This is a genomic window from Roseomonas chloroacetimidivorans, from assembly GCF_049629625.1.
Taxonomy (GTDB): domain Bacteria; phylum Pseudomonadota; class Alphaproteobacteria; order Acetobacterales; family Acetobacteraceae; genus Roseomonas; species Roseomonas chloroacetimidivorans.
This window is the reverse complement of record NZ_JBNBZS010000004.1, coordinates 40,403-65,223: the sequence shown is the minus strand read 5'-3', so window position 1 is coordinate 65,223 and position 24,821 is coordinate 40,403. Positions and strand designations below refer to the sequence as shown.

Below are 24,821 nucleotides of genomic sequence, written 5' to 3'. Positions count from 1 at the left end.
GCCGGCCTCTGTCAACCCGCGGCGAGAAGCGCAACGGGCAAAGCGGCCAGCAGCTTGGCCACCGGCAGGCGCTCCCCACGCGCCGCCGCACCGTCACCCAGCGCATCCTGGAAGGACAGCCCGGCCAGGGCAGGCGGCAGCACCAATGCCGTGTCGCCCCAGGCTTCGGCAGGAATCATGGGCAGCGCATCCGCACCGAGATGCCTCCCCGGTAAGCGGGTGACGACCGTGATGCTGGCCGAATCCCCATGGCACCGCGCAAAGGCGAGAATATGCGGCGCTATCTCGCCTTCCGCCTCCAGCGGGAGGTATTCGCCTTCCGCGAAAAGTTCGGGCAAGCGGGCGCGCAAAGCCAGGGCGCGGGCGATCAGCGCGGCCTTGACCCGCCCATCCTTCCAACGCGGTAGCAGGGCGGCAGGCATTTCACCCGCCTCCAGCGCGGCCTCGCGCGCCGCGAAATCCACGGGGCGGCGGTTGTCCGGATCCACCAGGGAGAAGTCCCAGAACTCCGTGCCTTGATAAAGATCCGGGATGCCCGGCGCGGTGCAGCGGATCAGCACCTGGGCCAGCCCGTTGACGGCTCCAGCCGGGGCGAGGCGCCGGACGAGCGCCGCCACCTCGTCCCGCAGGCGCGATGCACGGTCCGCGGCGAGCATGCTTGTGAGGAAGTCGCGGCAGGCTGCCTCATAGGGCTCGTTCGGCACGGCCCATTCGGAGCGGCGCTTGCCTTCACGCAACGCCTTCTCCTGCCAGGCGGCAAGACGCTTGATCAGCTCCTCCACCCCTGCCTCGTCGGAGGGATCCAGCTCCAGCGGCCACGCGCCGATAAGAGACTGGTAAAGCATGATCTCGTCGGCGGCGTCGGGCGCGGGCTCGCCGTCCACCTCCTTCTTCAGCGATGTATTCAGTCGCGTCCAGCGCGTGAGGGTGCTCGCCCATTCCTCGGGCAGCTCGGAAATAACGGCCAGGCGGGCACGCGTGTCCTCGCCGCGCTTGTGGTCATGCGTCGCGGTCGCCAGCAGCTCGCGCGGAAAATACTTCGCGCGCTCGCGGCAGTCGGCGTGAAAGGCAGCGGGGGTTTCGGCGAAGTGAGAGGGCTCGGAGCCCACCTCATTGCGCGAGATCAGGCGGCCATAGCGGTAGAAGGCCGTGTCCTCAACGGACTTGGCCGCAACCGGTGCCGAAAGCTGCTGGAAGCGCACGGCGGCGCGCTGCCGTTCCCGCCGCTGGGCATGCGGCAGGGTCCGCGGAGCATCACCGCCAAGCCAGGAGTCCAGCAGTTCGAGCAACGGCCTCTCGGTTGCGCGTACGGTTCGGCGGGCGCCAGCCATGGCCCAGTCCAGCAGGCGGCGATCTGACTCGCTGCGCCCGGCAATGCCGAGATAGGAGCGATAGGCGGGAAAATGGACCAGCACCTCCGTCAATGCCCGGCGGATGGCGGTCAGGGTGAAGTCGCGCGTGGCCAGGTCGCGCATGGCAATGCGCTGCAGCGCGACGGAGGTGCCGTTCAACTCACTGGCCAGATTGTAACGCAGGATCTGGCGCCGGGCCTCGCGCGCCTCTTCGCCGAAATCGGCGGGACGGCCGGTCAGGTCGTGCCAAAGCGCGGCGAGCGGCTCCGCGCCAGCGGGGTCGTGCAGGACGCCCGAAACCTCGTCCATGAAGTTGTAGCCGGTGGTGCCGTCCACCATCCAGTCGCGGCGCAGCTTCTCATGCGGCGCCAGGATCTTCTCGATCAGCAGCAGCGGATGGCCCTTGGGGGCGTTCGCCGGGCGCTTCGGCGTCAGCGCCTCCAGCCGGCGGCGCAGCTTGCGGCAATAGCCGCGCGGATCGGCCAGACCATCCACATGGTCCACGCGCACGCCGTCGATCCAGCCTTCGGCATAGAGGCGCAGGATCAGGGCATGGGTTGCCTCGAAAACAGCCGGGCGCTCCACCTGCAGGCCGCCCAGCGAGGTCACGTCGAAGAAGCGGCGCCAGTTGATCTCATCCGTCGCCGCACGCCACCAGGCCAGGCGGTAGTTCTGCATCTCCAGCAGCTCATGCAGCCGGGCGCGGCCTACCTCGTCTTTCGGATCATGCGCCGCAATGGCGGCATCGATCTGCACGCGGCCCTCGGGCGTACGGGCATGCTGCGCCAGCATGTCCAGGGCAAGTCCGGCGGCGGCGCGCGTGGCGTCGCGGTCGGTGCCGGTCTCCAGGGAGCGGAAGGTCTGGGCCAGGCCCGTCAGCATCGGCTCTCCAGTGGCGGAGAGCAGCATCGCGTAGGTATGGGGCGCCAGAGGGAAGCGGTGCTCGAAATACTGGGCGTAGATCTTGCCGCTTTCGGGTTCGAAATGCAGGGCCAGGTCGCCCGATTCCAGCACGGTGCCGTAGGGGGCACCGAGGAAGGGCGCCAGCATCCGGTTGTTCAGCGTGGGATCGGGCGGGTTCCAGTCGATGTCGAAGAACTTGGCAAAGGGGGATTTCGGTCCCCATTCCAGCACATCCAGCCACCAGCCATTATCGGCACCGCCGACGCCCATATGGTTCGGCACTATGTCGAGAATGAGGCCCATGTCATGGGCGCGCAGCGTGGTGACGAGACGTTGCAGCGCCTCCTCCCCGCCCAGTTCCGGGTTGATCCGCTCCGGGTCCACGATGTCGTAGCCATGGGTGGAACCGGGCCGCGCCTTCAGGATGGGCGAGGCATAGAGATGGCTGATCCCGAGCTTCTGGAAATACGGCACCAGGGGCACCGCCGCATCCAGCGGGAAGTCCTTGTGGAACTGCAGGCGCGCGGTGGCGCGGGGTGTGGTGGGGGCGGGCATCAGCGTGAGACCATCAACGTGCCTCGGCGAAAGCGCGCAGGCGCGCTGCGGTTTCCGGCTGGTCCAGTATTGTAGCGGCCTCGCCCGGCAGGCGCCGGCGCCAGTTGGGATGTCCCTCGGTGGTTCCCGGCAGGTTCGGCGCCTCCTCCAGCGCCAACGCGTCCTCCATGGGCAGCAGAGCCAGGGCGCAGGCGGCAGAGGCGACGTGGCGGGCAGCCACCGTCGCCACCTCCTCCCCCTGATCCTCGCCGGGCATATCGCCCTGCGTGGCGCCGCTCGCGCGCATGGCTTCCCAGAGATGGACGCGGTCGCGCGCGCGCTCCTCGCGTTGCGGCGTGCCGTCGGCACCCTCACCCAGGCGGCCGAGCTTCACGCGCCATTCGATGTCGCGTCCCTTCCACCAGCCCGCGACGGTGGGCAGGTCATGGGTGGTGGTGACGGCCACCGCGCCCGGCGACCACTGGGAGGGCGGGGTGAACCGGCCATCCTTCTCCTGCTCGAAATACAGCACGCGCAGGCCCATCAGATTCGTCTCGTCCAGGCGCTCGCGGAAGCCCTCGGGCAGGGTGCCGAGATCCTCGCCCACCACGATGGCCTGATGGCGCCGCGATTCCAGCGCGACCAGGCGCAGCATGTCGTCCACGGGAAAGTGGAGATAGGCGCCCTTGGTCGCGTCCTCCCCGTTCGGGACAAGCCAGAGACGGGCGAGGCCCATCGCATGGTCGATCCGCACCCCTCCGGCATGGCGCATGGCGGCGCGCAGCATTTCCAGGAAGGCGGTGTAGCCATTGTCGCGCAGCCCGCGCGGCGAGAAGGCGGAAATGCCCCATGACTGGCCAAGGGGCGAGAAAATGTCGGGCGGTGCACCGACGCCGACGCCGCGGAGGATCTGCCCCTGCCGCGACCAGCCATGGCTACCCCCGCCATCCGTCCCCACGGCGAGATCGGCGATCAGTCCGATCTTCGCCCCCGCGCCCTTGAAGGCCGCCTGGGCGGCGCCGAGGCCGCGATCAGCCACCCATTGCAGGAAGGCGTGGAAGGTGACCTCCCGCTCGTGCTCCTGCGCGAAACTGGCAACGCCGGGGGCGTCCGGGCTACGGAACTCGTCCGGCCAGCTCTTCCAGTGCCACAAGGAGGGGTCGCGGCCGTAGAGATGGGCGTGCAGCGCCTCGAAGCGGGCATGGCTCTCCAGCGCCTCGCCGCCCTCCTCGCGGAAGCGGTCGAAGGCCGGATCGCCGGAGAAGCGGTCGAAGATGGAGCGGAAGAGGCGAAGGCGCAGGCGCGCGGCCGCCGGCCAATCCACGAGGTCCAGCCCCTCCAGCCGCTCGAACTCGTCGGCCAGCCCGGTCTCGGACAGGGCGGTGCGCAATGCGTCCTGGCCCAGCGCGGCCGGATCAGCATGCAGCACATTGAGGAAGAGGCGCGAGGAGGGCGCATAGGGCGAGAAGCGCTCTGGATCCGCCGAGAACTGCGCATGGACGGGAGAGATGGACATGGCCTCCGCCCCGTGCCGGGCCGCCGAGGTGGCGAGCTGCGCGAGGCCGGTGAAATCCCCGATCCCGCCATCCCCCTTGCGGTGCGGCGAATAGAGCTGCAGGGCCAGGCCCCAGGGCCGCGTGCCCGGCGCGATCCCGTGGCAGCGCTGCGGGCAGACGGCCAGCACTGTCTCCTGCCCGCCGATCTCCAGCCGGTGGTAGCCGGTCTCGTTCACGGGCGGCAGCGTGCAGAGCCCGTTCTCCTGCCATGCACGGCCCTCCCAGCTCTCGCCGCTCTCAAGCGTCAGGCGGAACTCCGGCTCCCCGGGAAGGCCAAGCAGGATAGGGCGGTGCTGGATTGCCGTGCAGAGCGGGGGCAGGCCGCTCTGCTCCTTCCGCAGCCGCTCGCGGCTCTCGCGGATCTCGGCCTCGTTGCCGGCCGGCAGTTCCAGCGAGGCCAGGATGGCCCGCATGGCCTCCGGTGGAACCACCTGGTCCCGCCCGTTCACGTCCTTCCATTCCACCGCGATGCCGGCGGCACGGGCGAGGTCGCGAAGCTCATTGTCACTCATCAGGCGGGGTCCAGCAGGGCGATGGTCGTGTGTGGCGGCAGCGTGCCGGCAGCCAGGGACGTGGCGGCGCCGGGAGTGCTCTCGAACAGGGTCCGGGCGCCGGCCGCCTTAACCTGTGCTGCTTCGCCCCCGAGATTCGTCGCGATCGTCAGCAGGGCACCGTCGCCCATGCGCCAGCGCGCGACGACAGCGGCCTCGCCCACCGGCTCCGCCCCCTCGGCCTTCGCACCGGCCAGGCGGGGGATGATTTCGGCATGGCGGATTGCCAGCAGCGCCTTGTGATGGGCCAGGATCGCGTCATGCGGCGGACGCTGCGCCTCGGTGGGATCGGGGCGGGACCGCTCGAAGGTGGCGGGGTCGTTCGGGTCGGGAATGCGCTCCCGGGCTTCCTCATCCTGGAAAGCCTTGAAATGCGCGAACTCCTTACGGCGGCCTTCGCGCACCGCCTTGGCCAGTTCGGGATCCTTGAAGCCCGTGAAGAAAAGGAAGGGAGCGGTGGCGCCCCATTCTTCCCCCATGAAGAGCATGGGGATCTGCGGGCAGAGCAGCAGCAGGGCGGTGCCCGCGGCCAGGGCCTTGGGATCGGCCAGGGCGCTCAGCCGCTCCCCCATCGCGCGATTGCCGACCTGGTCGTGGTTCTGGAGGAACAGCACGAAGGCGGTGGGCGGCAGATGGGCGGAGGGCTCGCCGCGGGGGCGGTGGAGATGCGGCATCTCCTCTCCCTGGAAGAGGAAGCCTTCCCCCAGCACACGGGCGAGCTTCTTCGCGCCGTCCTCGGCGAAATCCTCGTAATAGCCCTCGCGCTCGCCGGTCAGCAGCGGGTGCAGGGTGTTATGCCCATCGTCGTTCCACTGGGCATTGTAGAGGCCGGGCACCAACTTGGAGGCGGTATTGCCCTCGTTCTCCAGCACGAGATGAACTTCGCGTCCCGTGATCTCCGCGCGGATGCGATGGGCCAGCACATCCAGCCAGGATTGCTCGGAAATCGCGTGCACGGCGTCCAGCCTCAGCCCGTCGATGCGGTAGTCGCGCAGCCACATGAGCGCGCATTCCTCGAAGAAGGCGCGCACCGGCTCCTTCTTGAAATCGATCGCGGCGCCCCAGGGGGTATGGATGCCCTCATCGAAGAAGGGCTTGGCGAAGGCGTGCAGGTAAGCGCCATCAGGGCCGAAATGATTGAAGACGCAGTCGAGGAAAACAGAGAGGCCGAGGCGGTGCGCCTCGTCCACCAGATCCTTCAGCTCATCCGTCGTGCCGTAGCTCGGATCGGGGGCGAAGGGCTGCACGCCGTCATAGCCCCAGTTTCTTCCACCAGGGAATGCGTTCAGCGGCATCAGCTCCACCGCCGTGACGCCGAGATCGCGCAGCCGCGGCAGCATTCCCTTCACGCCGGCATAGCCGCCGCAGGTGCCGACATGCAGCTCATAGAGCACCGTCTCGTGCCAGGGACGGCCGTACCAATCGGTGGTCTTCCATTGGTAGGCGCTATGGTCCACCAACACCGAAGGACCGTGCACATCCTCGGCCTGCGCGCGGGAGGCTGGATCCGGCACCAGCAGATCGGGGGAAACGCGAAAGCGGTAGCGTGCGCCGGGCTTCACCGCCGCATCGGCAGCATACCACCCTTCCCCCGCCGCCTGCATGGGGATGGGGTCCATTCCCTCCACCTCCAGCGACACGGATTGGGCGGAGGGCGCCCAAAGGCGAAAGGTCGCGCCGCCCTCATGGAGCAGCGGTCCCCAGAGCATCGTCGTCATGTCGTATCGCTCTCAGGATTGTCGAGCCGGCTCCAGAGGAGCACGACGGAACGGGAGGCCACCTGCACCGTGCTCTCATTCCCCTCCAGCAGGCGCTCCGGCGCATCGGGCTGTGCGCTGTCGAGGAGAATGGTCCAGTGCCGTACCAGCCCCGGCAGGGTGAAGACCTGGTCGGCGCTGTCGGCGTTCATCATCAGAAGCACGGTATCGGCGCCACCATCCGGGGCGCCGTCCGCACGCAGCAGGGTGAAGGTCTTGGCCACGGGGTTGCCCCAGTCCTCCGGGCGCATGTGCTTGCCATCCTGGCTGAACCACTGCGTGTCCGAGATGCCCGGAACGGGTTCGGACTGGCCATGCGGAAAGCGCGGCGGGCGCAGCGGCGCCAAGCGGCGCCGTAGTTGCGCCAGCCGGGCGGTGAAGCGGATCAGCGACTGCGCTGATTCCGTGGCAGCCCGCTGCCAGTCCACCCAGGAGATCTCATTATCCTGGCAATAGGCGTTGTTGTTGCCCTGCTGGGTCCGGTCCATCTCGTCACCGGCCAGGAGCATTGGTGTACCGGCGGAAAAGAAGACCGTCGCGAGCATCGCGCGCTTCAGGCGGCCGCGGATCTCGTTGATGTCGTCGTCATCCGTCTCGCCCTCGACGCCCCAGTTGTAGCTGTAGTTCTCGCTGTGGCCGTCGCGGTTATTCTCGCCATTCGCCTCGTTGTGGCGCTCGCTGTAGGAGACCACGTCGTGCAGCGTATAGCCGTCATGCGAGGCGACGTAATTCACGCTGGCCCAGGGCTGGCGGCGACGGCGATCGAACAGTTCGGCGGAGCCCAGCAGGCGCGCGGCAAAGTCGGGGCGCATTCCCTCATCGCCCTTCCAGAAACGGCGTACGCCGTCACGGAACTTGTCGTTCCACTCCGCGAAGCCCGGAGGGTGATTGCCAAGCTGATAGCCGCCTGGCCCGATATCCCAGGGTTCGGAGATCAGCTTCGTGCGGGAAAGGACAGGATCCTGCCGCACCGCATCGAAGAAGCCTGAGCCGGGGTCGAATCCGTTTGTCTCGCGCCCGAGAATGCTGCCCAGATCGAAGCGGAAGCCATCCACGTGGAACTGCTCCACGTAGTAGCGCAGGCTATCCATCACCATCTGGATCACGCGCGGATGCGACATGTTCACCGTATTGCCGGTGCCAGTGTCGTTGATGCAATGACGTGGGTTATCCGGCAGCAGACGGTAATAGGAGGCGTTGTCGAGGCCGCGCCAGGACAGGGTCGGGCCCATCTCCGATCCCTCGCAGGTGTGGTTGTAGACCACATCCAGGATGACCTCGATGCCGGCGGAATGCAGGCGGCGCACGGCGGAGCGGAACTCGTTCAGGCTGCCTGTGGCGAGGTAACCGGGCTCGGGTGCGAAGAAGGAAAGAGTGGAATAGCCCCAGTAGTTGCTCAGTCCCTTCTCCACCAGGAAGCGGTCCTGCAGGAAGGCATGAACCGGCAGAAGCTCCACCGCGGTCACGCCGAGTTTCAGCAGGTGGTCGATCACCGCCGGATGGCCAAGTGCCTGGAAAGTCCCACGGATCGGCTCCGGCACTGCCTCATGCCGCTGGGTCAGGCCTTTGAGATGCGCCTCGTAAATGACCGTGTCGGACCAGGGCCGTTCCAGCGGGCGATCCCCGCCCCATTCATAGGCGCGGTCATCGACCACCACCGCCTTGGGCATGGCCGCGGCGCTGTCACGGCGATCGATGGTCAGATCCGCACGCTGGTTGCCAACGCGATAGCCGAATAGCGCATCCGACCAGGTGACACCGCCGACGAGTTGCCTTGCATAGGGATCCAGTAGCAGCTTCGTCGGGTTGAAACGGTGGCCCTTGGTGGGCTCATAGGGCCCGTGCGCCCGGTACCCATAGACCGTGCCGGGCCCCGCATTGGGCAGGTAGCCGTGCCAGACCTCATCAGTGCATTCCGGCAGGTTGTAGCGCGCGATCTCACGGCGCCCATTGGCATTGAAGATACACAGTTCGATCCGCTGGGCATGGGCGGAGAAAACGGCGAAGTTCACTCCCAACCCGTCCCAGGTGGCCCCCAGCGGATAGGGCTTCCCGGTTTCGAGACGGGTCGGCGCGGCTGGCATCGGCAGGGCGGGTCTCCTTAGGGCGAGAAGATCAGCGTCGCCAACGGTGGCAGGGTGAGGACCAGGGAGGCCGGCTGCCCATGCGAGCCTTCCCCCTGTGCATCCACGCCGCCAGCATTGCCAACGCCAGACCCGCCATACTCGGATGCATCGGTGTTGAGAATTTCCCGCCACCATCCCCCAAAAGGCACACCGATCCGGTAGCCTTCCCGCGGGACGGGGGTCAGGTTGCAGACGACCAGGACGGGCGCGCCCTCCCGCCCGAAGCGGAGGAAGGCATAGACGCTGTTCTCGGCGTCGTCGCCGATAACCCAGTCGAAGCCGCCCGGCTCGGCATCCCGCAGATGCAGGGCGGGCGTGTTGCGGTAGGTGCGGTTCAGGTCCCGCACGAGGGCCTGCATGCCCCGGTGCCGGGGATCATCCAGCAGATGCCAGGGAAGCTGGGCATCGTGGTTCCATTCCGTTGGCTGCGCCAACTCGATGCCCATGAAGAGAAGCTTCTTGCCAGGATGGGTCCACATAAAGCCGAGATAGGCGCGGAGATTGGCCCGCTTCTGCCACGCATCGCCCGGCATCTTGCCCAGCAGCGAACCCTTTCCGTGCACCACCTCGTCATGGGAGAGGGGCAGAACGAAGCGCTCGGAAAAGGCATAGATGAGGCCGAAGGTCATCTGGCCGTGGTGCCAGCGCCGGTTAACCGGATCCTCCTGCATGTAGTGCAGGGTGTCGTGCATCCAGCCCATGTTCCACTTGTAGTGGAAGCCCAGGCCGCCCTCCTGAACGGGCGCGGAGACGCCAGGCCAGGCCGTGCTTTCCTCCGCCACCATGATGGCGCCGGGGCAGCGCTCTCGCACCGTCTCGTTCAACTCGCGCAGGAAGGCAACGGCCTCCAAATTCTCGCGTCCGCCAAACTGGTTCGGAATCCATTCCCCAGCATTGCGGGAGTAGTCACGGTAGAGCATCGAGGCCACCGCATCCACGCGTAGCCCGTCGACATGATAGTGCTCCAGCCAGTGCATCGCGGAGGCGATGAGGAAACCGCGCACCTCGTTCCGGCCGAAATTGTAGATCAGGGTGTTCCAGTCCTTGTGGAACCCCTCACGCGGGTCCGCATGCTCGTAGAGCGCCGTGCCGTCGAAATGGCCGAGCCCATGCGGGTCGGACGGAAAATGGGCGGGAACCCAGTCCAGGATCACGCCGATGCCGGCCTCGTGGCAGCGATCGACGAAACGGCTGAAGCCCTCCGGCGTGCCGAAACGCGCGGTGGGGGCGAAAAGGCCGAGAGGCTGGTAGCCCCAGGAGCCGCCGAATGGGTGCTCCATGATCGGCAGCAGTTCCACATGGGTGAAGCCGAGGCCGGAGACATAGGGGATCAGGCGGGCCGCCAGCCCGTCCCAGTCCGGCGCGGCCCCGTTATCCGCATGCCACCAGGATGTCGGATGGACCTCGTAGATTGCGATCGGCGCCTCGGGCGCCTGCAGCGCACCGCGGCGGCCCATCCAGCCGGCATCGCCCCAGGGATAGGGCGCCGGGTTCGGCACGACGGAGGCGGTGGCGGGAGCCAGCTCCGCCTGGCCGGCGACCGGGTCGGCCTTCAGCGGCAGCACGCCGCCATGGGGCCCGACAATCTCGTATTTGTAGCTCGTGCCTGGGGTCAGGCGGGGGATGAACAGCTCCCACACGCCGGTCTGGCCCCGCAGCCGCATCGGGTGGCGGCGGCCGTCCCAGGAATTGAAGTCGCCCACCACCGAGACACGACGCGCATTCGGCGCCCAGACGGCGAAGCGCACCCCGGCCACGCCATCGACGCTGACGGCATGGGCGCCGAAGATCCGCCCCAGTTCCCGGTGTCGCCCCTCGCCGAAGAGGTAGAGGTCAAGATCGCCCAGCAGCAGGCCGAAGGAATAGGGATCCTCCGTCACCTGCACGCCGCCGGGCCAAGTGATCCGCAGCGTGTAGGAGCCGGGCGGCACCTCCCCCTCGAACAGGCCATGGTCGTCCGTGATGCCCAACGAGAGAGGTTGCCCCCCCGCCGGCACGGCCTCCACCGAAAGCGCGCCGGGCTGGAATGTCCGGACCACCCCGTCATGCGGGCCGAGCACGGCGAAGGGGTCGCCGTGGCGTCCCTCGACGATGGCTTGCAGGGCGTCGGGGGGCAGTTCGCTCATGCGGTCACCAGTCTATCGGCCAGCGCGGCGAGGCCACGCAGGGGGATGGGAAGCCAGGCCGGGCGATTCGCCGCCTCGTAGCGCAGCTCGTAGGCGGCCTTCTCCAGCAGGAAGAGGTCAAGCAGCGCGTCGCGCGTCTCGGGCGGCGCCCATTGCCGCGGCGAAGCGTCCTCGGCCTCCTGATAGGCCGTCATGAAGCAGGAACCCGCCTCCTCGCGGAAGCGCGCGAGCAGTGCGTCGCGCCGTTCCGCAGGCGCGGTGCTCAGGGCACCGGCCGCGGCGGCCGCGGCGTAGTCCAGGCTACGGAGCAGCCCGGCCACGTCGCGCAGCGGGCTGCCCTTGGCGCGGCGCTCCTCCAGCGTCCGGGCGGGCTCGCCCTCGAAGTCCACGATCACCGCGTCGCCCTGCGCCACCAGAACCTGGCCCAGATGGAAGTCGCCATGCACGCGTGTCATCAGCGCGCCGTCAGCGGACTGAGCGAGGCGGCGCACGGCCTCCTTCAGCGCATCCCGGCGGGCAAGCAGGCCGTCGGCCAGCGCCTTCTCCTCCTCACCCAATTCGGCCCTGGACAGCAGGTCCAGCGCGGGGTCGAGCTGCGCGATGGCGCCCTCCGCCCAGGCAGTGCGGGCTTCCTCCCCGGCCACCACTGGCGCGAAGGCGGGATCGTCGCTCGGACGTGCCAGCACGGCATGCAGCTCGCCCAGGCGGCGGCCGAGGGCCGAGATGAAGGAGAGATAGCCGGAGAGCGCGTCGCTGTGCTCCTCATCCGTCTGGTCTGCCGCGCGGGCCAGCCAGTCCAGGGTCCAGCCCCAGCCATCGCCCTGGTTACGGACGAAGCCCTGCAGCAGCATCAGCGTGACGGGGACGCCATCCTTGCCGTTCCGCACCACCTCGCCCCGCAGCGGGGCAATATTGGTGAAACCGGCATCGGTCAGATACCGCGTCATCTCGGCCTCGGGGTGGACGCCCGGGGTGAGCTTGCGCAGGATCTTCAGCACCGCTTCCTCGCCGACGATGATCGAGGAGTTCGACTGCTCGCCGGGCAGGCGCCGCACAACGGGCTCATCCCCGAGCTCCAGCGAGGCCATGCGCTCGCCACCCATGAAGAGCACCGGCCCGTCCTCGGTCTGCGCCACCGCACCCTCCCGCAGGGCACGCAGGACGCGGTGCACGAAGTGATCGGAGGCGAAGGCATCCGTCAGATAGCCAACGCGCCGCCCCTGCCGCACGCGGGACAGGGCAAGCTGATAGGCCAGCTGTCCGGCGCCTTCTTCCTCACCCATCGCAGCCAGCGGCACGCAATAGCGCTCGGTCCGGCCGGGAAGTGTCACCTCCACCTCGGCCAGCAGCGTGTACTGCCCGCCGGGGATGGGCGCGATGGCGCGGAGGCTGACAGATTGCAGTCTCTCGTCCTTCGAGGCGAACCAGCGGCGCTTGGGCAGCCAGGCCGGCAGCACCTCGCGCTCGATTTCGGCCTTTTGGGCGGTGCCCATGGCGGTGGCATTGGTCGGGAAGACGATGGTGCGGAGGTCGGGCAAGGGTTCGGGTGCCTTCACATGCCAGGGCGGAAGCGCCTGTTCGGTTGCGAGGACGAACCAGTAGAACCCATAGGGCGGCAGCGTGAGCAGATAGGTTAACTGCCCGATGGCCGGAAAGGCCGTACCGCCCAGCATCTCCACCGGCACGCGGCCGGCGAGGTCGGAGAGATCCAGCTCCACCGCCTGCGCCGAGCGCGAGAGATTGAAGACGCAGAGGATCACCTCGTCGCCCATCTCGCGCAGATAGGCCAGCACCTTGCGGTTGCCGGGATAGAGCAGCCGCATCGTGCCGCGCCCGAAGGCCTGGCTGCGCTTGCGGGTGGCAAGCATGCGCCGCATCCAGTTGAGCAGCGAATGCGCGTCGCGCGCCTGCGCCTCCACATTCACGGCCTGATAGCCGTAGAGCGGATCCATGATGGGCGGCAGAACGAGCCCCGCCGGATCGGCCTTGGAGAAGCCGCCATTGCGGTCGGGCGACCACTGCATCGGCGTGCGCACCCCGTCGCGGTCGCCGAGATAGATATTGTCGCCCATGCCGATCTCATCGCCGTAATAGATTACAGGCGTGCCGGGCATGGACATCAGCAGCCCGTTCATCAGCTCGATGCGGCGACGGTCACGCTCCAGCAGCGGCGCCAGGCGGCGGCGAATGCCGAGATTAATGCGGGCGCGACGGTCGGCCGCATAGGTGTTCCAGAGATAGTCCCGCTCCTTGTCGGTCACCATCTCCAGCGTCAGCTCGTCATGGTTCCGCAGGAAGATCGCCCACTGGCAGCCCTCGGGGATGTCGGGCGTCTGGCGCAGGATATCGGTGATCGGGAAGCGGTCTTCCTGCGCGATCGCCATGTACATGCGCGGCATCAGCGGGAAGTGGAAGGCCATGTGGCATTCGTCACCCTCCCCGAAATACTGCTGCGTGTCCTCGGGCCACATATTGGCCTCGGCCAGCAGCATGCGGCCTTGGTGCTCCTTCTCCAGCGCACGCCGGATCAGCTTCAGGATGTCATGGGTCTCTGGCAGGTTCTCGTTGCTGGTGCCGTCGCGCTCGATCAGATAGGGCACGGCGTCCAACCGCAGCCCGTCCACCCCGGCATCCAGCCAGAAGCGCATGATATTCAGGACGCGCTCCACCACCTCCGGATTGTCGAAGTTCAGGTCGGGCTGATGGGAGAAGAAGCGATGCCAGTAGTACTGCCCGGCCACCGGATCCCAGGTCCAGTTGGACTTCTCCGTGTCCAGGAAGATGATGCGCGTGCCCTGGTAGATCTGGTCGGTATCCGACCAGACATAGATGTTGCGCTCGGGCGAGCCCTTGGGCGCGTTGCGCGCAGCCTGGAACCAGGGATGGTCGGAGCTGGTGTGGTTGATGACCAGCTCGGTGATCACGCGCAGGCCCCGGCGATGCGCCTCCTCGATGAATCGCTTGGCATCCTCGATCGTGCCGTAATCCGGATGCACGCCGGTGTATTCGGCAATGTCGTAGCCGTCGTCGCGCCGCGGGCTGGGATAGAAGGGCAGCAGCCAGAGCGTGTCCACGCCCAGTTCCGCGATGTAGTCCAGCTTCGCCATCAGCCCGGGGAAGTCGCCCACCCCGTCATCATTGGAATCGAAGAAGGATTTTACGTGAAGCTGATAGATCACCGCGTCCCGATACCATTGCGGGTCGCGCGGATCGGGCTCGTGGCTCGGCAGAGCGTCGCCGGCCGGCAGGGATGCGTCGTCGGGCATGGTTCGGTCTCGTTGCGTCAGGCGCCGAAGGGGCGGACGCGCCAGATGGCGAAAGGAAGATCGGCAGGGTCAAGACGCATCTGCTGCACCTTGCCATGCCAGGCGAAGCGATTGCCGCGCATCAGGTCCTCAACCTGCAGCCCCTCATGGTCAGCCAGGCCCCAACGCCAGAGCGGCAGTTCAAAGCCCGCCTCCTGCACCCGGCTGGAGTCCATGCTGACGGCCACGAGGACCACATTGGAACGATCCGGCGTCGCTTTCTCATAATAGAGGATGTTGTCGTTCCAGGCCGGCAGGAAGCTGACGCCCAGATGCGTCTGCAGCGCAGGGTTGGCGCGGCGGATCATGTTCAGCCGCGTCACCTCGTCCACAATGTCACCGGGGCGCCGGGCCGGCCAGGCGCGGATCTGGTACTTCTCACTGTCCAGATACTCCTCCTTGCCGGGCAGCGGCGTCGCCTCGCAGAGCTCGAAGCCCTGATAAACGCCCCAGAGGCCGGAGAGTGTCGCAGCCAGCGCGGCGCGCACGAGATGCATCGGCCGCCCACCGGTCTGAAGGTGGCGCGGGTTGATGTCAGGCGTGTTGACGAAGAAATGCGGGCGGAAGAAGTCGCGCGGCGCCGTCGTGGACAGCTCCGTCAGGTATTCCGCCATCTCCTCCTTCGTCTCGCGCCAGGTGAAGTAGGTGTAGGACTGGCTGAAGCCGCTTTTCGCCAAGCGGTACATCACCTTCGGCCGCGTGAAGGCCTCGGAGAGGAACAGCACATCCGGGTGATCGGCGCGGATCTCGTTGATCATCCACTCCCAGAAGGGCAGCGGCTTGGTGTGGGGGTTGTCCACCCGGAAGGTCTTCACCCCCTGCTCCACCCAGAACTTCACCGTCTGGTACAGCGCGACCCAGAGCGAAGGCTTGGCCCCCTCCGCGTAGAAGTCGACGTTGACGATATCCTCATACTTCTTCGGCGGGTTCTCGGCGTACTTGATCGTGCCGTCCGGCCGCCAGTCGAACCACTCCGGGTGCTCCTTCAGCCAAGGATGGTCCGGGGAGCACTGGATGGCGAAGTCCAGGGCCAGTTCCAGCCCATGCGCATGCGCGGCATCCCGCAGCCGGTGGAAGTCCTCCATCGTGCCCAGAGCCGGGTGCAGCGCATCGTGCCCGCCCTCCTCCGATCCGATGGCATAGGGGCTGCCCACATCCTCCGGGCCGGGCGTTAGCGTGTTGTTGCGGCCCTTGCGGTTCTTCCGGCCGATCGGATGGATCGGCGGGAAGTAGAGCACGTCAAAGCCCATCGCCTTCACGCGCGGCAGCTGGGCAATCACGTCGTTCAGCGTGCCGTGTCGGTTCTCATCGCCGGATTGGCTGCGTGGGAAGATCTCGTACCAGCTCGCGAACCGGGCGGCGATCCGCTCGGCCTCGACCCGCCCCACCGGGTTCATTCGCATCCGATGCGGACGATTGTCGGCCTGGGCCATCAGGCTCGCCGTCTCCGACGAGAGCAGCAGGGCCACACGCTCGGCCTCCGTCGCCGTCTCCAGCACCTTGGCCAGGGCAAGCAGCCCGCGTCGCGCGGTGCCCGGGCGGGCTGCGGCCTTCGCCACGTGCTGGCGTCCCTCCTCCAGCTCCAGCGCCACCGGCACGCCCGCCGCATGCTTCTTCGACAGCTCGTCGCGATAGCCGGCGAAAACATCCAGCCATGCCTCGACGGCGTAGAAGTAGCGGCCCATCCGCTCCAGCGGGAAGCTCGCGGTCCAGCGGTCATTGCCCAGCGGCGTCATCCGCACTTCGCGCCAGCCCTTCTCATCGGCCGGGCGCCAGAGCAGCGCGACCCCGAAGGTGGCGTGGGTATCCGCGACAATATCGGCCTCCACCGTCACCACCTCGCCCACGATCCGCTTGATCGGGAAGCGGCCGCCATCCACCAGTGGCGTCACCGCCTCGATCCCGATGCGCGGGATCAGGACACCCTGTTCCGCGGGCAGGCGCGTATCTGCGGGGCGCAGGATGGGATTGGGGCGCCCCGCCTGCACCACCCGCACCTCGCCGGCCGCCAGCGGCACGGGAACCCCCGGCGTCAGCGCCGCGCTGCCATCGGCATTGAGGAAGGTCGAAGGTCCGCCGGCGACCCCCGGCAGGATCGTCTCCGGTGCCAGGGCGGCCGGGGCATGCCGGTCGGGATTGGCGATCACGAGGGTGGCGGATTCCGCCACGCGCGGATCCTCCGTCATCCGCAACATCGCCAGCACCTTCGTGTCAGGCCCCGTCAACTGACGCATTCCCGCCCCTGCGACCGGAGCGAGCCCGGTGAGCATCGCATTCGCTTCCCGGATCTCGGTGGAAAGGTCGTAGGGCGCATTGTCCCGCAGCCAGGTCCAGTCGCCCGGGCGGTCCTGCGCCGGGTTAACCGGGCGGCGCGCACCGTATTCGAAGCCCTGCGGCACCAGCAGTGCGTCGCAGAGCGTCGCGGCCAGGCGCAGGGAGAGGGTAGCAGCCCGGGCGCGCGCGGCCGCGTCGCCCTCCTCCATGGCCACACGCTGGCCGAAGGGCGCCTCGGGGAAGCCGATCAGCGGCGCGCCCAGTGCCTCGCGCTCTGCCATGAACCAGGGATCACGCCCGTTCCACCAGGCGATGGAGGAGGTTAGCCAGCCAAATCCTGCCTGCCGCAACGCGGCCGCCTCGTGCCAGGGCATCCCGCTGGTCCAGGCAATGAAGCCCGCATCAGCTCCCACGGCGCTGATCAACCGGCCCCAGGCAGGCGCAGGCACTTCCCCCGGCTGCAAGGCGCGAAAGCCGGAAACCCCCGCCGCGACCCAGTCCCGCAGCCGCGCCTCCCAGAAGCCGAGCGGCCCTTCCGCGGAGAAGTCCAGCGGAAGCATGCCCATCGGCACGGCGCCACCACGCGGATCGGGCAGGTTGGCCTCGGGCCGCCTGAACCAGTCGGGATGCATGGCCGGCAGAGCGCCTTCCGCCGCCACGTATTGCGGCGCGAGGTCGAGCCAGAGGCCAAGCCCGGCCGCGCGGCAGGCCTGGGCGATGGCGGCGATGGCGGCTGTTCCATCCATCCCAGCTTCGAGCAGCGGATGGGGCCGGTCGTGGTCCGCCACGTCCAGCAGGTTACCGGAACGGCCCGGCGCAAGCGGCGGCGGAAGACAGACAGCTCCGAAACCGAGCGCGGCAATCCGTTCCAGCTCCGCCCCCCAGCCGGACAGCGGACCGAGGAGCAGCGGATTCAGGTGATACAGGGCGATGGGACGCATCGGCGAGGAACGGTGGTCGGCGGTCATGGTTCCCAGTTCCTGATTCGTCGATCAGCCCCAGGGGATCGCAGTCCCTGCCGATGCGGCCAAGCGTCCCGCGCTGCAACAAGGCGTGAGGAGGAAGAATGTTCCGGGACAGCCTAGGCCATTCGGCCTCAGGCGGCGCCGCACGGTCTCTCTGCTGGCACAGCGGCGGCGATGGCGGCGGCCAGGGCCTCGCGGCCGAAAGGCTTATCGAGGCGAGGCAGCTCCGGCGTCTCCCCGAAGGGGAGGTCGGCATAGCCGGATGCGAGGATCACCGGCAGGGCGGGATAGAGCGCCCTGATCCGCGCGGCCAGTTCCGCCCCAGTCATCCCGGGCATGGCGTGGTCGGTCACGATCAGGTCGGGCAGCCTGCCCGCCCGCAGCGCATCCAGCGCGGCGGCGGCGGAGTCGGCCTCATGCGCCTCATGGCCGAGGTCGGTGAGCAGCGCGACACTGCTCGACAGCACCAGCGGATCGTCGTCCACAACAAGAATGGAGAGTCGCCGCATTGGCCTCGCGGGCTGGGCGGCGGTGAGGTCAGGGGACGAGTTCGAAGCGGGCCCCTCCACCGGATCGGCGCGGGGAAGCCAGATTTCGGCGGTGGTACCCTGGCCGGGAGCGCTGACCAGCCGCAGCGCGCCACCGGATTGGGCACACAGCCCATGCACCATGGAAAGCCCCAGCCCAGTGCCGCGCCCGACCCCCTTGGTGGTGAAGAAGGGCTCCGTCGCTCGAGCCAGCGTCTCGGCATCCATGCCCAGCCCCTCGTCCGACACGGCAATCACCAGGCAGTCGCCGGGAGGAGGCGGATCGCCTGCGCCCCTCTCCTCCCGGGCCCCGGCAGGCGCGTTGCGGGCCGTGATCCGGAGCCGCCCATGGGGAAAGCGGTCCAGCGGCATGGCGTCGCGCGCATTCACGCAGAGATTCAGCAGCGCCAGCTCAAGCTGGTTCGGATCGGCATGGACCCACCACAGCCCTTCTGGCAGCTCAACCTCCAGCGGCGTGGCGGGGCCGATGCTGCGGGCCAGGATGTCGCGCAGGGAACCAATCAGCGCCGCTGTGTCCACCGCCTCCAGGCGCAGCTCCTGCCGGCGCGCGAAGGCGAGCATGCGGCGGGTGAGCGCGGCACCCCGCTCCGCGGCGCCGGCGACGCCCTCCACCAGGCGCCGTGCCTTGGGATCATCCGCGATCGCGGGGCGCCGGCTCAGCAGGGCTGCGCCGGAGGTCACGACCTGCAACAGGTTGTTGAAGTCATGCGCCACGCCGCCCGTGAGCTGGCCCAGCGCCTCCATCTTGCGAGCCTGGGCGAGTTGCGCCTGTGCCACCTTGGCCGCCGCGACCGCCTCGGCCACCCGCGCCTCCAGCACCGCCTGTGCGGTGCGGCGCTCGGTAATGTCGGCATAGACGCCGACGAAGCGTGTCGTCGTGGCCAGGCTACGGCCGGTGACGGCGATCCAGCGCTCCCCGCCGGAATGGGGAAGGATGCGGTACTCGATTGTCACCGTGTTCCCCTCAGCCAAGGCTTGGCGCCAGGTCTCAACCGCGGCGTCCCGATCATCGGGATGGATCGCGTTCAGCGCCTCGTCCAGGTCACCGCGCCCATCCGGCGGAACGGGAAGGCCGAGCAGGGCAAAGTGCCCCGGCGAGAACACGCCCTGGCGCGTCAGGACGTCCACGTCGAAGGCGATCAGCCCGCCAGCCTCAAGCGCCATGCGCAGCCGCTCCTCCGCGGCGGCCAGGGCAGCCTGGTTCTCGGCCAGCCGAGCTTCGGTGTGGCGCAGGGCGGAGACATCCACATGCACGCCACGCATCCGGATTGCCTGACCCTGGGCATCGCGCTCGATCTCGGCCAGGGCGGAGATCCAGCGCACCTCGCCCGACGGCATCAGCACCCGATACTCGGCGGAATAATCATTGCCGCTTCCTTCGAGGGCGGCCTCGAAGCCCGTGGCGACGCGCGCGCGGTCCTCCGGATGGATGCGAAGTACCCAGTTCTCGTGCGGCTCCTCCTCCGCCTCGGGCCCTAGGCCATGCAAGGCGAGGTATTCGGGCGAGCGGAAATTGTGGAAGCGAAGAAGGCCGAGGGGATCGCGGTTGATCGCGATCTCGAAGCCGCCTACCCGTGCCAGGCGTTGCGTGCGGGCGAGTTGCGCCTCGCGCTCCCGCAACGCCGCGTCGCGCGCCGCGATCGTGTCGGCGGCATCGGCAAGCACGGCACTGATCGCGTTCACCTCCCGCAGCACGGTGCGCACCGCCGGCACGGGCTCGCCGCGCCCCAGGGCCGCCGCCGCCGCGGAGAGGCTGCGCATCGCGCGCTCGATCCGCGAGGCCGCGAAGAGCGCCAGCAGCAGCGCGCAGGCCAGCAGCACCGCCCCGGTGCCGATGAGGGCCCTGACGGCGCGGCGGACCGGGGCATCCACTACCTCGGCGGGCAGGCTGACCTCGATGACCCAGCCCGCGGCGGTTCGCCCACGGGCCGCGACCACCGCACTGCCATCCGCATCCGGGCGACGCGAGAGGACATGGAAGGAGGTTTGGTGGAAGCTCGGGCCGGCATCGCGCCCCACATTCGCCTCGTGCTGCCGATTGCTGGCGACGATGCGGTTGGTCCGGTCCACGATGACAGCCGTCCAGCGCGGCTCCGGCACCTCCTGCCGCAAGCGTTCCGTCAAGTGGCTTGCTGGAAAGCCGGCGGCCAGCAGCATCCGCCGGCCCTGGCCGTCTTCGACCGGCAGGATCAGGCCGTAAGATGGCTGCCCGCTGGACCTGCCGACGAAGAGATCCGTGACCTGCGGGCCATCCGAAAGCGGGCGGTCGCCGGCCACCCATCCCGGCGGCCTCGTCTCCGCCCTGTTGGCCTCGCCATAGGGAAGATGGCTATGGAGAAGAAGGTGCCCGTCAGCGTCGCGCAGGGTGAGCATGCCATCCAACCCCGCCGCAACGGCGACAAGATGCCGGTAAATCCCAGGCAGGTACCCGGCCCGAAAACTATCGGTGGTGGCGATGGCTTGCAGGGTGGAGGCAAGGGCCTCGAACTCCGCATCCACGGTTCTGGCCAGTCCCTCGGCCCGCGTCAGCACCGATCGCTCCAGCGCGTCTTCCTGTGCCTCCGCAAAGCGCGAGAGGGCAATTCCAGCGAAGCTCAGCACTGGCAGAACCGCCGCCAGCACCAGGAGCAACAGCCGCGCCCGGATGCCGAGCGCCGGGGACGGACCGTGCCCGGAGCCGTGCATCGCAATGAGGACGGGCCGTTCTGGCATTTGCCGCAGCCTGCACTGCTCTGCGGCCCGGCACCAGAGCGGCGGGACCACTCAGCCGGCTACAGCGCCGGAAACCGGCGCGAACCGGCCCCTGAGCTCTGATGCCAATCGGGTGCCCCCGGCCCGGAGCCTTCGTGACCCGCCCTATGCCGGCAGTGCGCTTCCAGGGGCGACCTCCACCGCGGCCTCAAGACCCATGACAGCGGCAAGGCTGTCCACCCGGCGCTGCACGCTCTCCCCCGCGAAGACGCCGCTGCCCTCCACCAGGCGAAGCACGAGGCGGTTGCCGCGCGGGATCAGGGCGGTGCCGGCCAGCAGGGCCGGCGTGCCGCCCGAGAGGGTATAGGCCAAACGCAACGCCGCCCCGATCCGCTCTGCCCGTTGCTGCGCCGCAGCCCCCAGCAAAGCCCGCGCCGGGGCGAGCAGCGCGGCGTCGCTGGCATCGTAGCGGAGCGCCGTGGAGAGGGCGAGAAAGGCGCGCGCATGATGGTCCAGCCCTACGCCGGGCTGGCGCAGCACGCGCAGGAAGGCCTGCTCCGCGCGGTAATCCGGATGGTCATGGCTGCCGGTATCGGAAACCTGGCATGCGGCACGGCGCAGCGCGGCCTCGGCCGGGCTCTCATCGGGGAAGAGGGGCGCGGTCCAGGCTGCGAGCGCCGGCGGCATTGCGGGGTCGCGGCCGAAGCGCCCCGACAACTCGGTGCCCGCCGCCATCAGCGGATCCTGCATCCGCACCTCATCCGGCAACAGGCGGGAATACCATCCCTCCCGCAAGCCGTTCGCCGAGAAGACGACCCGCCGCGCCCCGGTCCGGCGGAGCAACCGGCGCAGCACGACGGCGGCATAGGGCAGATCGGCCCAGCGCTTGGCCGGGGCCCCCGGCAGGCGGTTTTGCCGGCCACCCGCGGCGATCACGGCGGCGCAGAGGTCGCGCGCCTCTTCCTTCCGCAGCACGTAGTGATGGACGATGGAGAGCGGATAACCCGTCTGCACCATGTGGATCTTCGCCAGCGCGCGCCAGGCGCCGCCCACGAGGTAGAGGTCCCGCCCCAACCCACGATCCAGCCATGGCGCGGCTGAGAGCGTCTCCTCCGCAATGGCCCGGGCCCGGACCGGATCGTTGCCCGATCGCTCGGCCAGGCGAATGACGCCGAGCGGCAGGCTGACCGAATCCAGCGGCCGTCCATTGGCGAGGTCCACCAGTTCCAGGCTGCCGCCGCCAATATCGCCGAGGATGCCGTCGGCGCCCGGCACGCCGAGCAGCACCCCATCCGCGGACATGGCCGCTTCCTCCTCCCCCGTAAGGATACGGAGGGGAACGCCCGGCATGCGCGCGCGCAGCGCTTCCGCGAAGGCCGGGCCGTTGGCGGCGTCACGCATCGCCGCGGTGGCCAGCACCTCGACCGGATCGCAGCCCATGGCACGCGCGATGGCGAGATAGCGCCCCATGATGGTAAGCGCGCCCTCCACCGCCACCGCGTTCAGCTTGCCCGTGGACTGCAGCCCGCGGCCGAGGCCAAGCACGGCCTTTTCGTTGAAGATGGCCACGGGATTCCGGCAGCGCCCCTCGAAGACGACGAGGCGGACGGAGTTGGAGCCGAGATCCACCACCCCGGCGCGCTGCGGAGCAGCATCGCCCATACGCGGCGGGTGGTGAGCGGTTCCATCAGGAAAATCCAAGCGTTTCAGTCCTGTGCGACGCGATCCGGCCGGCGCCGCGCGGGCGCGCGGGTGCGTGGCGCGCGATGCAGCGCGCTGCCCCGGCCGGAAAGGGATGGATTGGTCATGAAGTACTCATGCGCCGAGAGCGGCTGCGTCCCCGGCTCGAGGCGGCGGTAGCTTCCATCCGGATACAGCTCCCAGGACTGGTCGCGATCCTTCAGGTTCACCACCATGATCTGGTCCAGGATCTGCGCATGCACGGTGGGATTCTCCACCGGCACCATCGTCTCCACCCGCCAGTCCATGTTGCGCGCCATCCAGTCGGCGCTGCTGATGAAGACACGGGCACGGCGGCTGGGCAGACGGTGGCCATTGGCGAAGACGCAGATCCGCGAATGCTCCAGGAAGCGGCCAACGATGGACTTCACCCGAATGTTGTCTGACAGCCCCTTCACCCCCGGCCGCAGGCAGCAGATGCCGCGCACGATGCATTCCACCTTCACCCCGGCCTGGCTCGCCCGGTAGAGCGCGTCGATCAGCGTCTCGTCCACCAGCGAGTTCACCTTCACCCAGATGCCGGCTGGCAGACCCTCGCGCGCGTTGATGATCTCCTGCTCGATCAGCCCCATCAGGGCGGGGCGAAGAGTGAGCGGGGCGAAGACGAGACTCTCCATCGTCTCGGGCCGCGCATAGCCGGTCATGTAGTTGAACAGCCGCGCGGCATCGCGCGTCAGCCCCGGATCGGCGGTGAAGAAGGAGAGATCCGTGTAGATGCGCGCCGTGACCGGATGATAGTTTCCCGTGCCAAAATGCGCGTAGGAGCGGAGCCCGCTCGCCTCGCGCCGCACGACCAGCGAGACCTTCGCGTGGATCTTCAGATCCACGAAGCCATAGACGACCTGCACCCCGGCGGCCTCCAGCTCGCGCGCAAGGGCGATGTTGCGCTCCTCGTCGAAGCGCGCCTTCAGCTCCACCATGGCGGTGACGGATTTGCCGGCATCGGCCGCCTCGATCAGCGCGCGGGCGATCGGGCTGTCGCGGCTCGTGCGGTAGAGGGTCTGCTTGATCGCCACCACGGCCGGGTCCCGCGCCGCCTGGCGCAGGAACTGCACCACCACGTCGAAGGACTCATAGGGATGGTGGACGACGATATCCTTCGTGCGGATCGCCGCGAAGCAGTCACCGCCGAAATCGAGGATGCGTTCCGGGAAGCGCGGCGTGTAGGGCTTGAAGAGCAGGTCCGGCCGGTCGTCCAGGATCAGCTGCTTCAGGTCAGAGAGGCCGACCAGCCCCTCTAGGTGGAAGATCTCATCCCGCGGCGCGTCCAACTCCTCCGCCACCAACTCCACCATGTCGGGCGGCATGTCGGCGGTGACGGAGAGGCGGATGGCGCGGCCGCGGCGGCGGCGCTTCAGCGCGCTCTCGTAGGAGCGCACGAGGTCCTCGGCCTCTTCCTCGAACTCCACATCGGTGTCGCGAATCAGACGGAACAGCCCGTGCTCCGCCAGGATGAAACCGGGGAAGAGGCGGCGGAGGTTGAAGAGGATCACCTCCTCCAGCAGCACGAAGCGCGCAGGCTCGCGCGTGCCGTCCGCGCGCGGTCCGCCGGATGGCAGGCGGATGAAGCGCTCCAGCTGCGGCGGCAGGGGCAGGATAGCCCGCATCGTGCCGCCATCCTCCTCCCGCACCAGCTTCATGATGAGGCAGAGCGCGAGATTGGCCAGGAAGGGAAAGGGGTGGGCCGGATCGATCGCCAGCGGGGTCAGCACCGGGAAGACCCGGTCCATGAACCAGTTGGACAGCCATTCCCGGTCCGCTTCCGACAATTCCGCGGAATCGCTGACGCGGATTCCGGCTTCCGCCAGTTCCTCGCGCAGGGCGAGCCAGCGCTGCTGCTGCCGGGTGAGAAGGCGGCGGGCGCGATCATGGATGGCGGCGAGCTGCTGGCCGGGCGTCAACCCGTCCGGCGAGACGGCGGCGATGCCAGCCCTCTCCTGCCCCACCAGCCCGGCGACACGCACGGAGTAGAACTCGTCGAGGTTCGAGGAGGAGATGGCGACGAAGCGCAGCCGCTCCAGCAGCGGATGGGCGGGGTTGGACGATTCCTCCAGCACGCGCTCGTTGAAGGCGAGCCAGGAGAGTTCCCGGTTGATGAAGCGGGAGGAGTCCGTCATGGCTGCGTTGGACGCTTCGGCTGGCGCCGGCCCGACGGTCTCGGGAACCACACCCCGCAAGGAAGCATCTTGCAGCGTCGGTGGTGCGGGCTCCCGGGCCGGCACTTCCTTGGAGGCACCCTCCCTGGTTCCCGCTTCCTTCAGTCCTCCTTCCCGGCCCTGCGCCTCGCGCGCGGAGGGGCGTGAGGCGGCTGCACGTGGCTCAGCCCGGGCCTGGGCCCTGGCTCCCCCTCTCGGCGATTCGGTCTTGGCGGTGTCCTGATTGGCGTCCATGAC

General features: G+C 68.4%; 10 protein-coding genes. All 10 read right to left on the bottom strand.

What is annotated here, in order from left to right:
• Window positions 1-11 precede the first annotated feature (11 nt).
• Window positions 12-2,810 (bottom strand): malto-oligosyltrehalose synthase, encoded by a 2,799-nt coding sequence (gene treY, locus ACO1BU_RS04215; RefSeq protein WP_424134658.1) that lies wholly within the window; start codon window positions 2,808-2,810, stop codon window positions 12-14.
• A 13-nt stretch (window positions 2,811-2,823) separates the two neighbouring features.
• Window positions 2,824-4,857 (bottom strand): 4-alpha-glucanotransferase, encoded by a 2,034-nt coding sequence (malQ, locus tag ACO1BU_RS04210; RefSeq protein ID WP_424134657.1) that lies wholly within the window; start codon window positions 4,855-4,857, stop codon window positions 2,824-2,826.
• Window positions 4,857-6,614 (bottom strand): malto-oligosyltrehalose trehalohydrolase, encoded by a 1,758-nt coding sequence (treZ, locus tag ACO1BU_RS04205; protein WP_424134656.1) that lies wholly within the window; start codon window positions 6,612-6,614, stop codon window positions 4,857-4,859. The genes malQ and treZ overlap by 1 nt, the downstream gene beginning before the upstream one ends.
• Window positions 6,611-8,737 carry a glycogen debranching protein GlgX gene (gene glgX, locus ACO1BU_RS04200; protein ID WP_424134655.1) on the bottom strand — a complete coding sequence of 709 codons (2,127 nt, stop codon included), beginning with the start codon at window positions 8,735-8,737 and terminating at the stop codon, window positions 6,611-6,613. Before glgX ends, treZ begins: the two co-directional genes overlap by 4 nt.
• A gap of 17 nt (window positions 8,738-8,754) precedes the next feature.
• Window positions 8,755-10,905 carry a 1,4-alpha-glucan branching protein GlgB gene (gene glgB, locus ACO1BU_RS04195; RefSeq protein WP_424134654.1) on the bottom strand — a complete coding sequence of 717 codons (2,151 nt, stop codon included), beginning with the start codon at window positions 10,903-10,905 and terminating at the stop codon, window positions 8,755-8,757.
• A complete protein-coding gene (treS, locus tag ACO1BU_RS04190) occupies window positions 10,902-14,171 on the bottom strand; it encodes a maltose alpha-D-glucosyltransferase (protein ID WP_424134653.1) in 3,270 nt (1,089 codons plus the stop codon). The genes glgB and treS overlap by 4 nt, the downstream gene beginning before the upstream one ends.
• A gap of 17 nt (window positions 14,172-14,188) precedes the next feature.
• The gene (locus ACO1BU_RS04185; protein ID WP_424134652.1) at window positions 14,189-17,452 is read right to left on the bottom strand and encodes a maltotransferase domain-containing protein; all 3,264 of its coding nucleotides are present in this window, start codon (window positions 17,450-17,452) and stop codon (window positions 14,189-14,191) included.
• Window positions 17,453-17,580: 128 nt separating this feature from the next.
• Window positions 17,581-20,709, bottom strand: a complete 3,129-nt coding sequence (locus tag ACO1BU_RS04180; protein WP_424134651.1) for a PAS domain-containing protein — start codon at window positions 20,707-20,709, stop codon at window positions 17,581-17,583.
• Window positions 20,710-20,853: 144 nt separating this feature from the next.
• On the bottom strand, window positions 20,854-22,350 hold the full coding sequence (locus ACO1BU_RS04175; RefSeq protein WP_424134650.1) for a Ppx/GppA phosphatase family protein: 1,497 nt from the start codon (window positions 22,348-22,350) through the stop codon (window positions 20,854-20,856).
• Between the two features lie 44 nt (window positions 22,351-22,394).
• The gene (locus tag ACO1BU_RS04170) at window positions 22,395-24,818 is read right to left on the bottom strand and encodes an RNA degradosome polyphosphate kinase (RefSeq protein WP_424134649.1); all 2,424 of its coding nucleotides are present in this window, start codon (window positions 24,816-24,818) and stop codon (window positions 22,395-22,397) included.
• Between the last annotated feature and the right edge of the window lie 3 nt (window positions 24,819-24,821).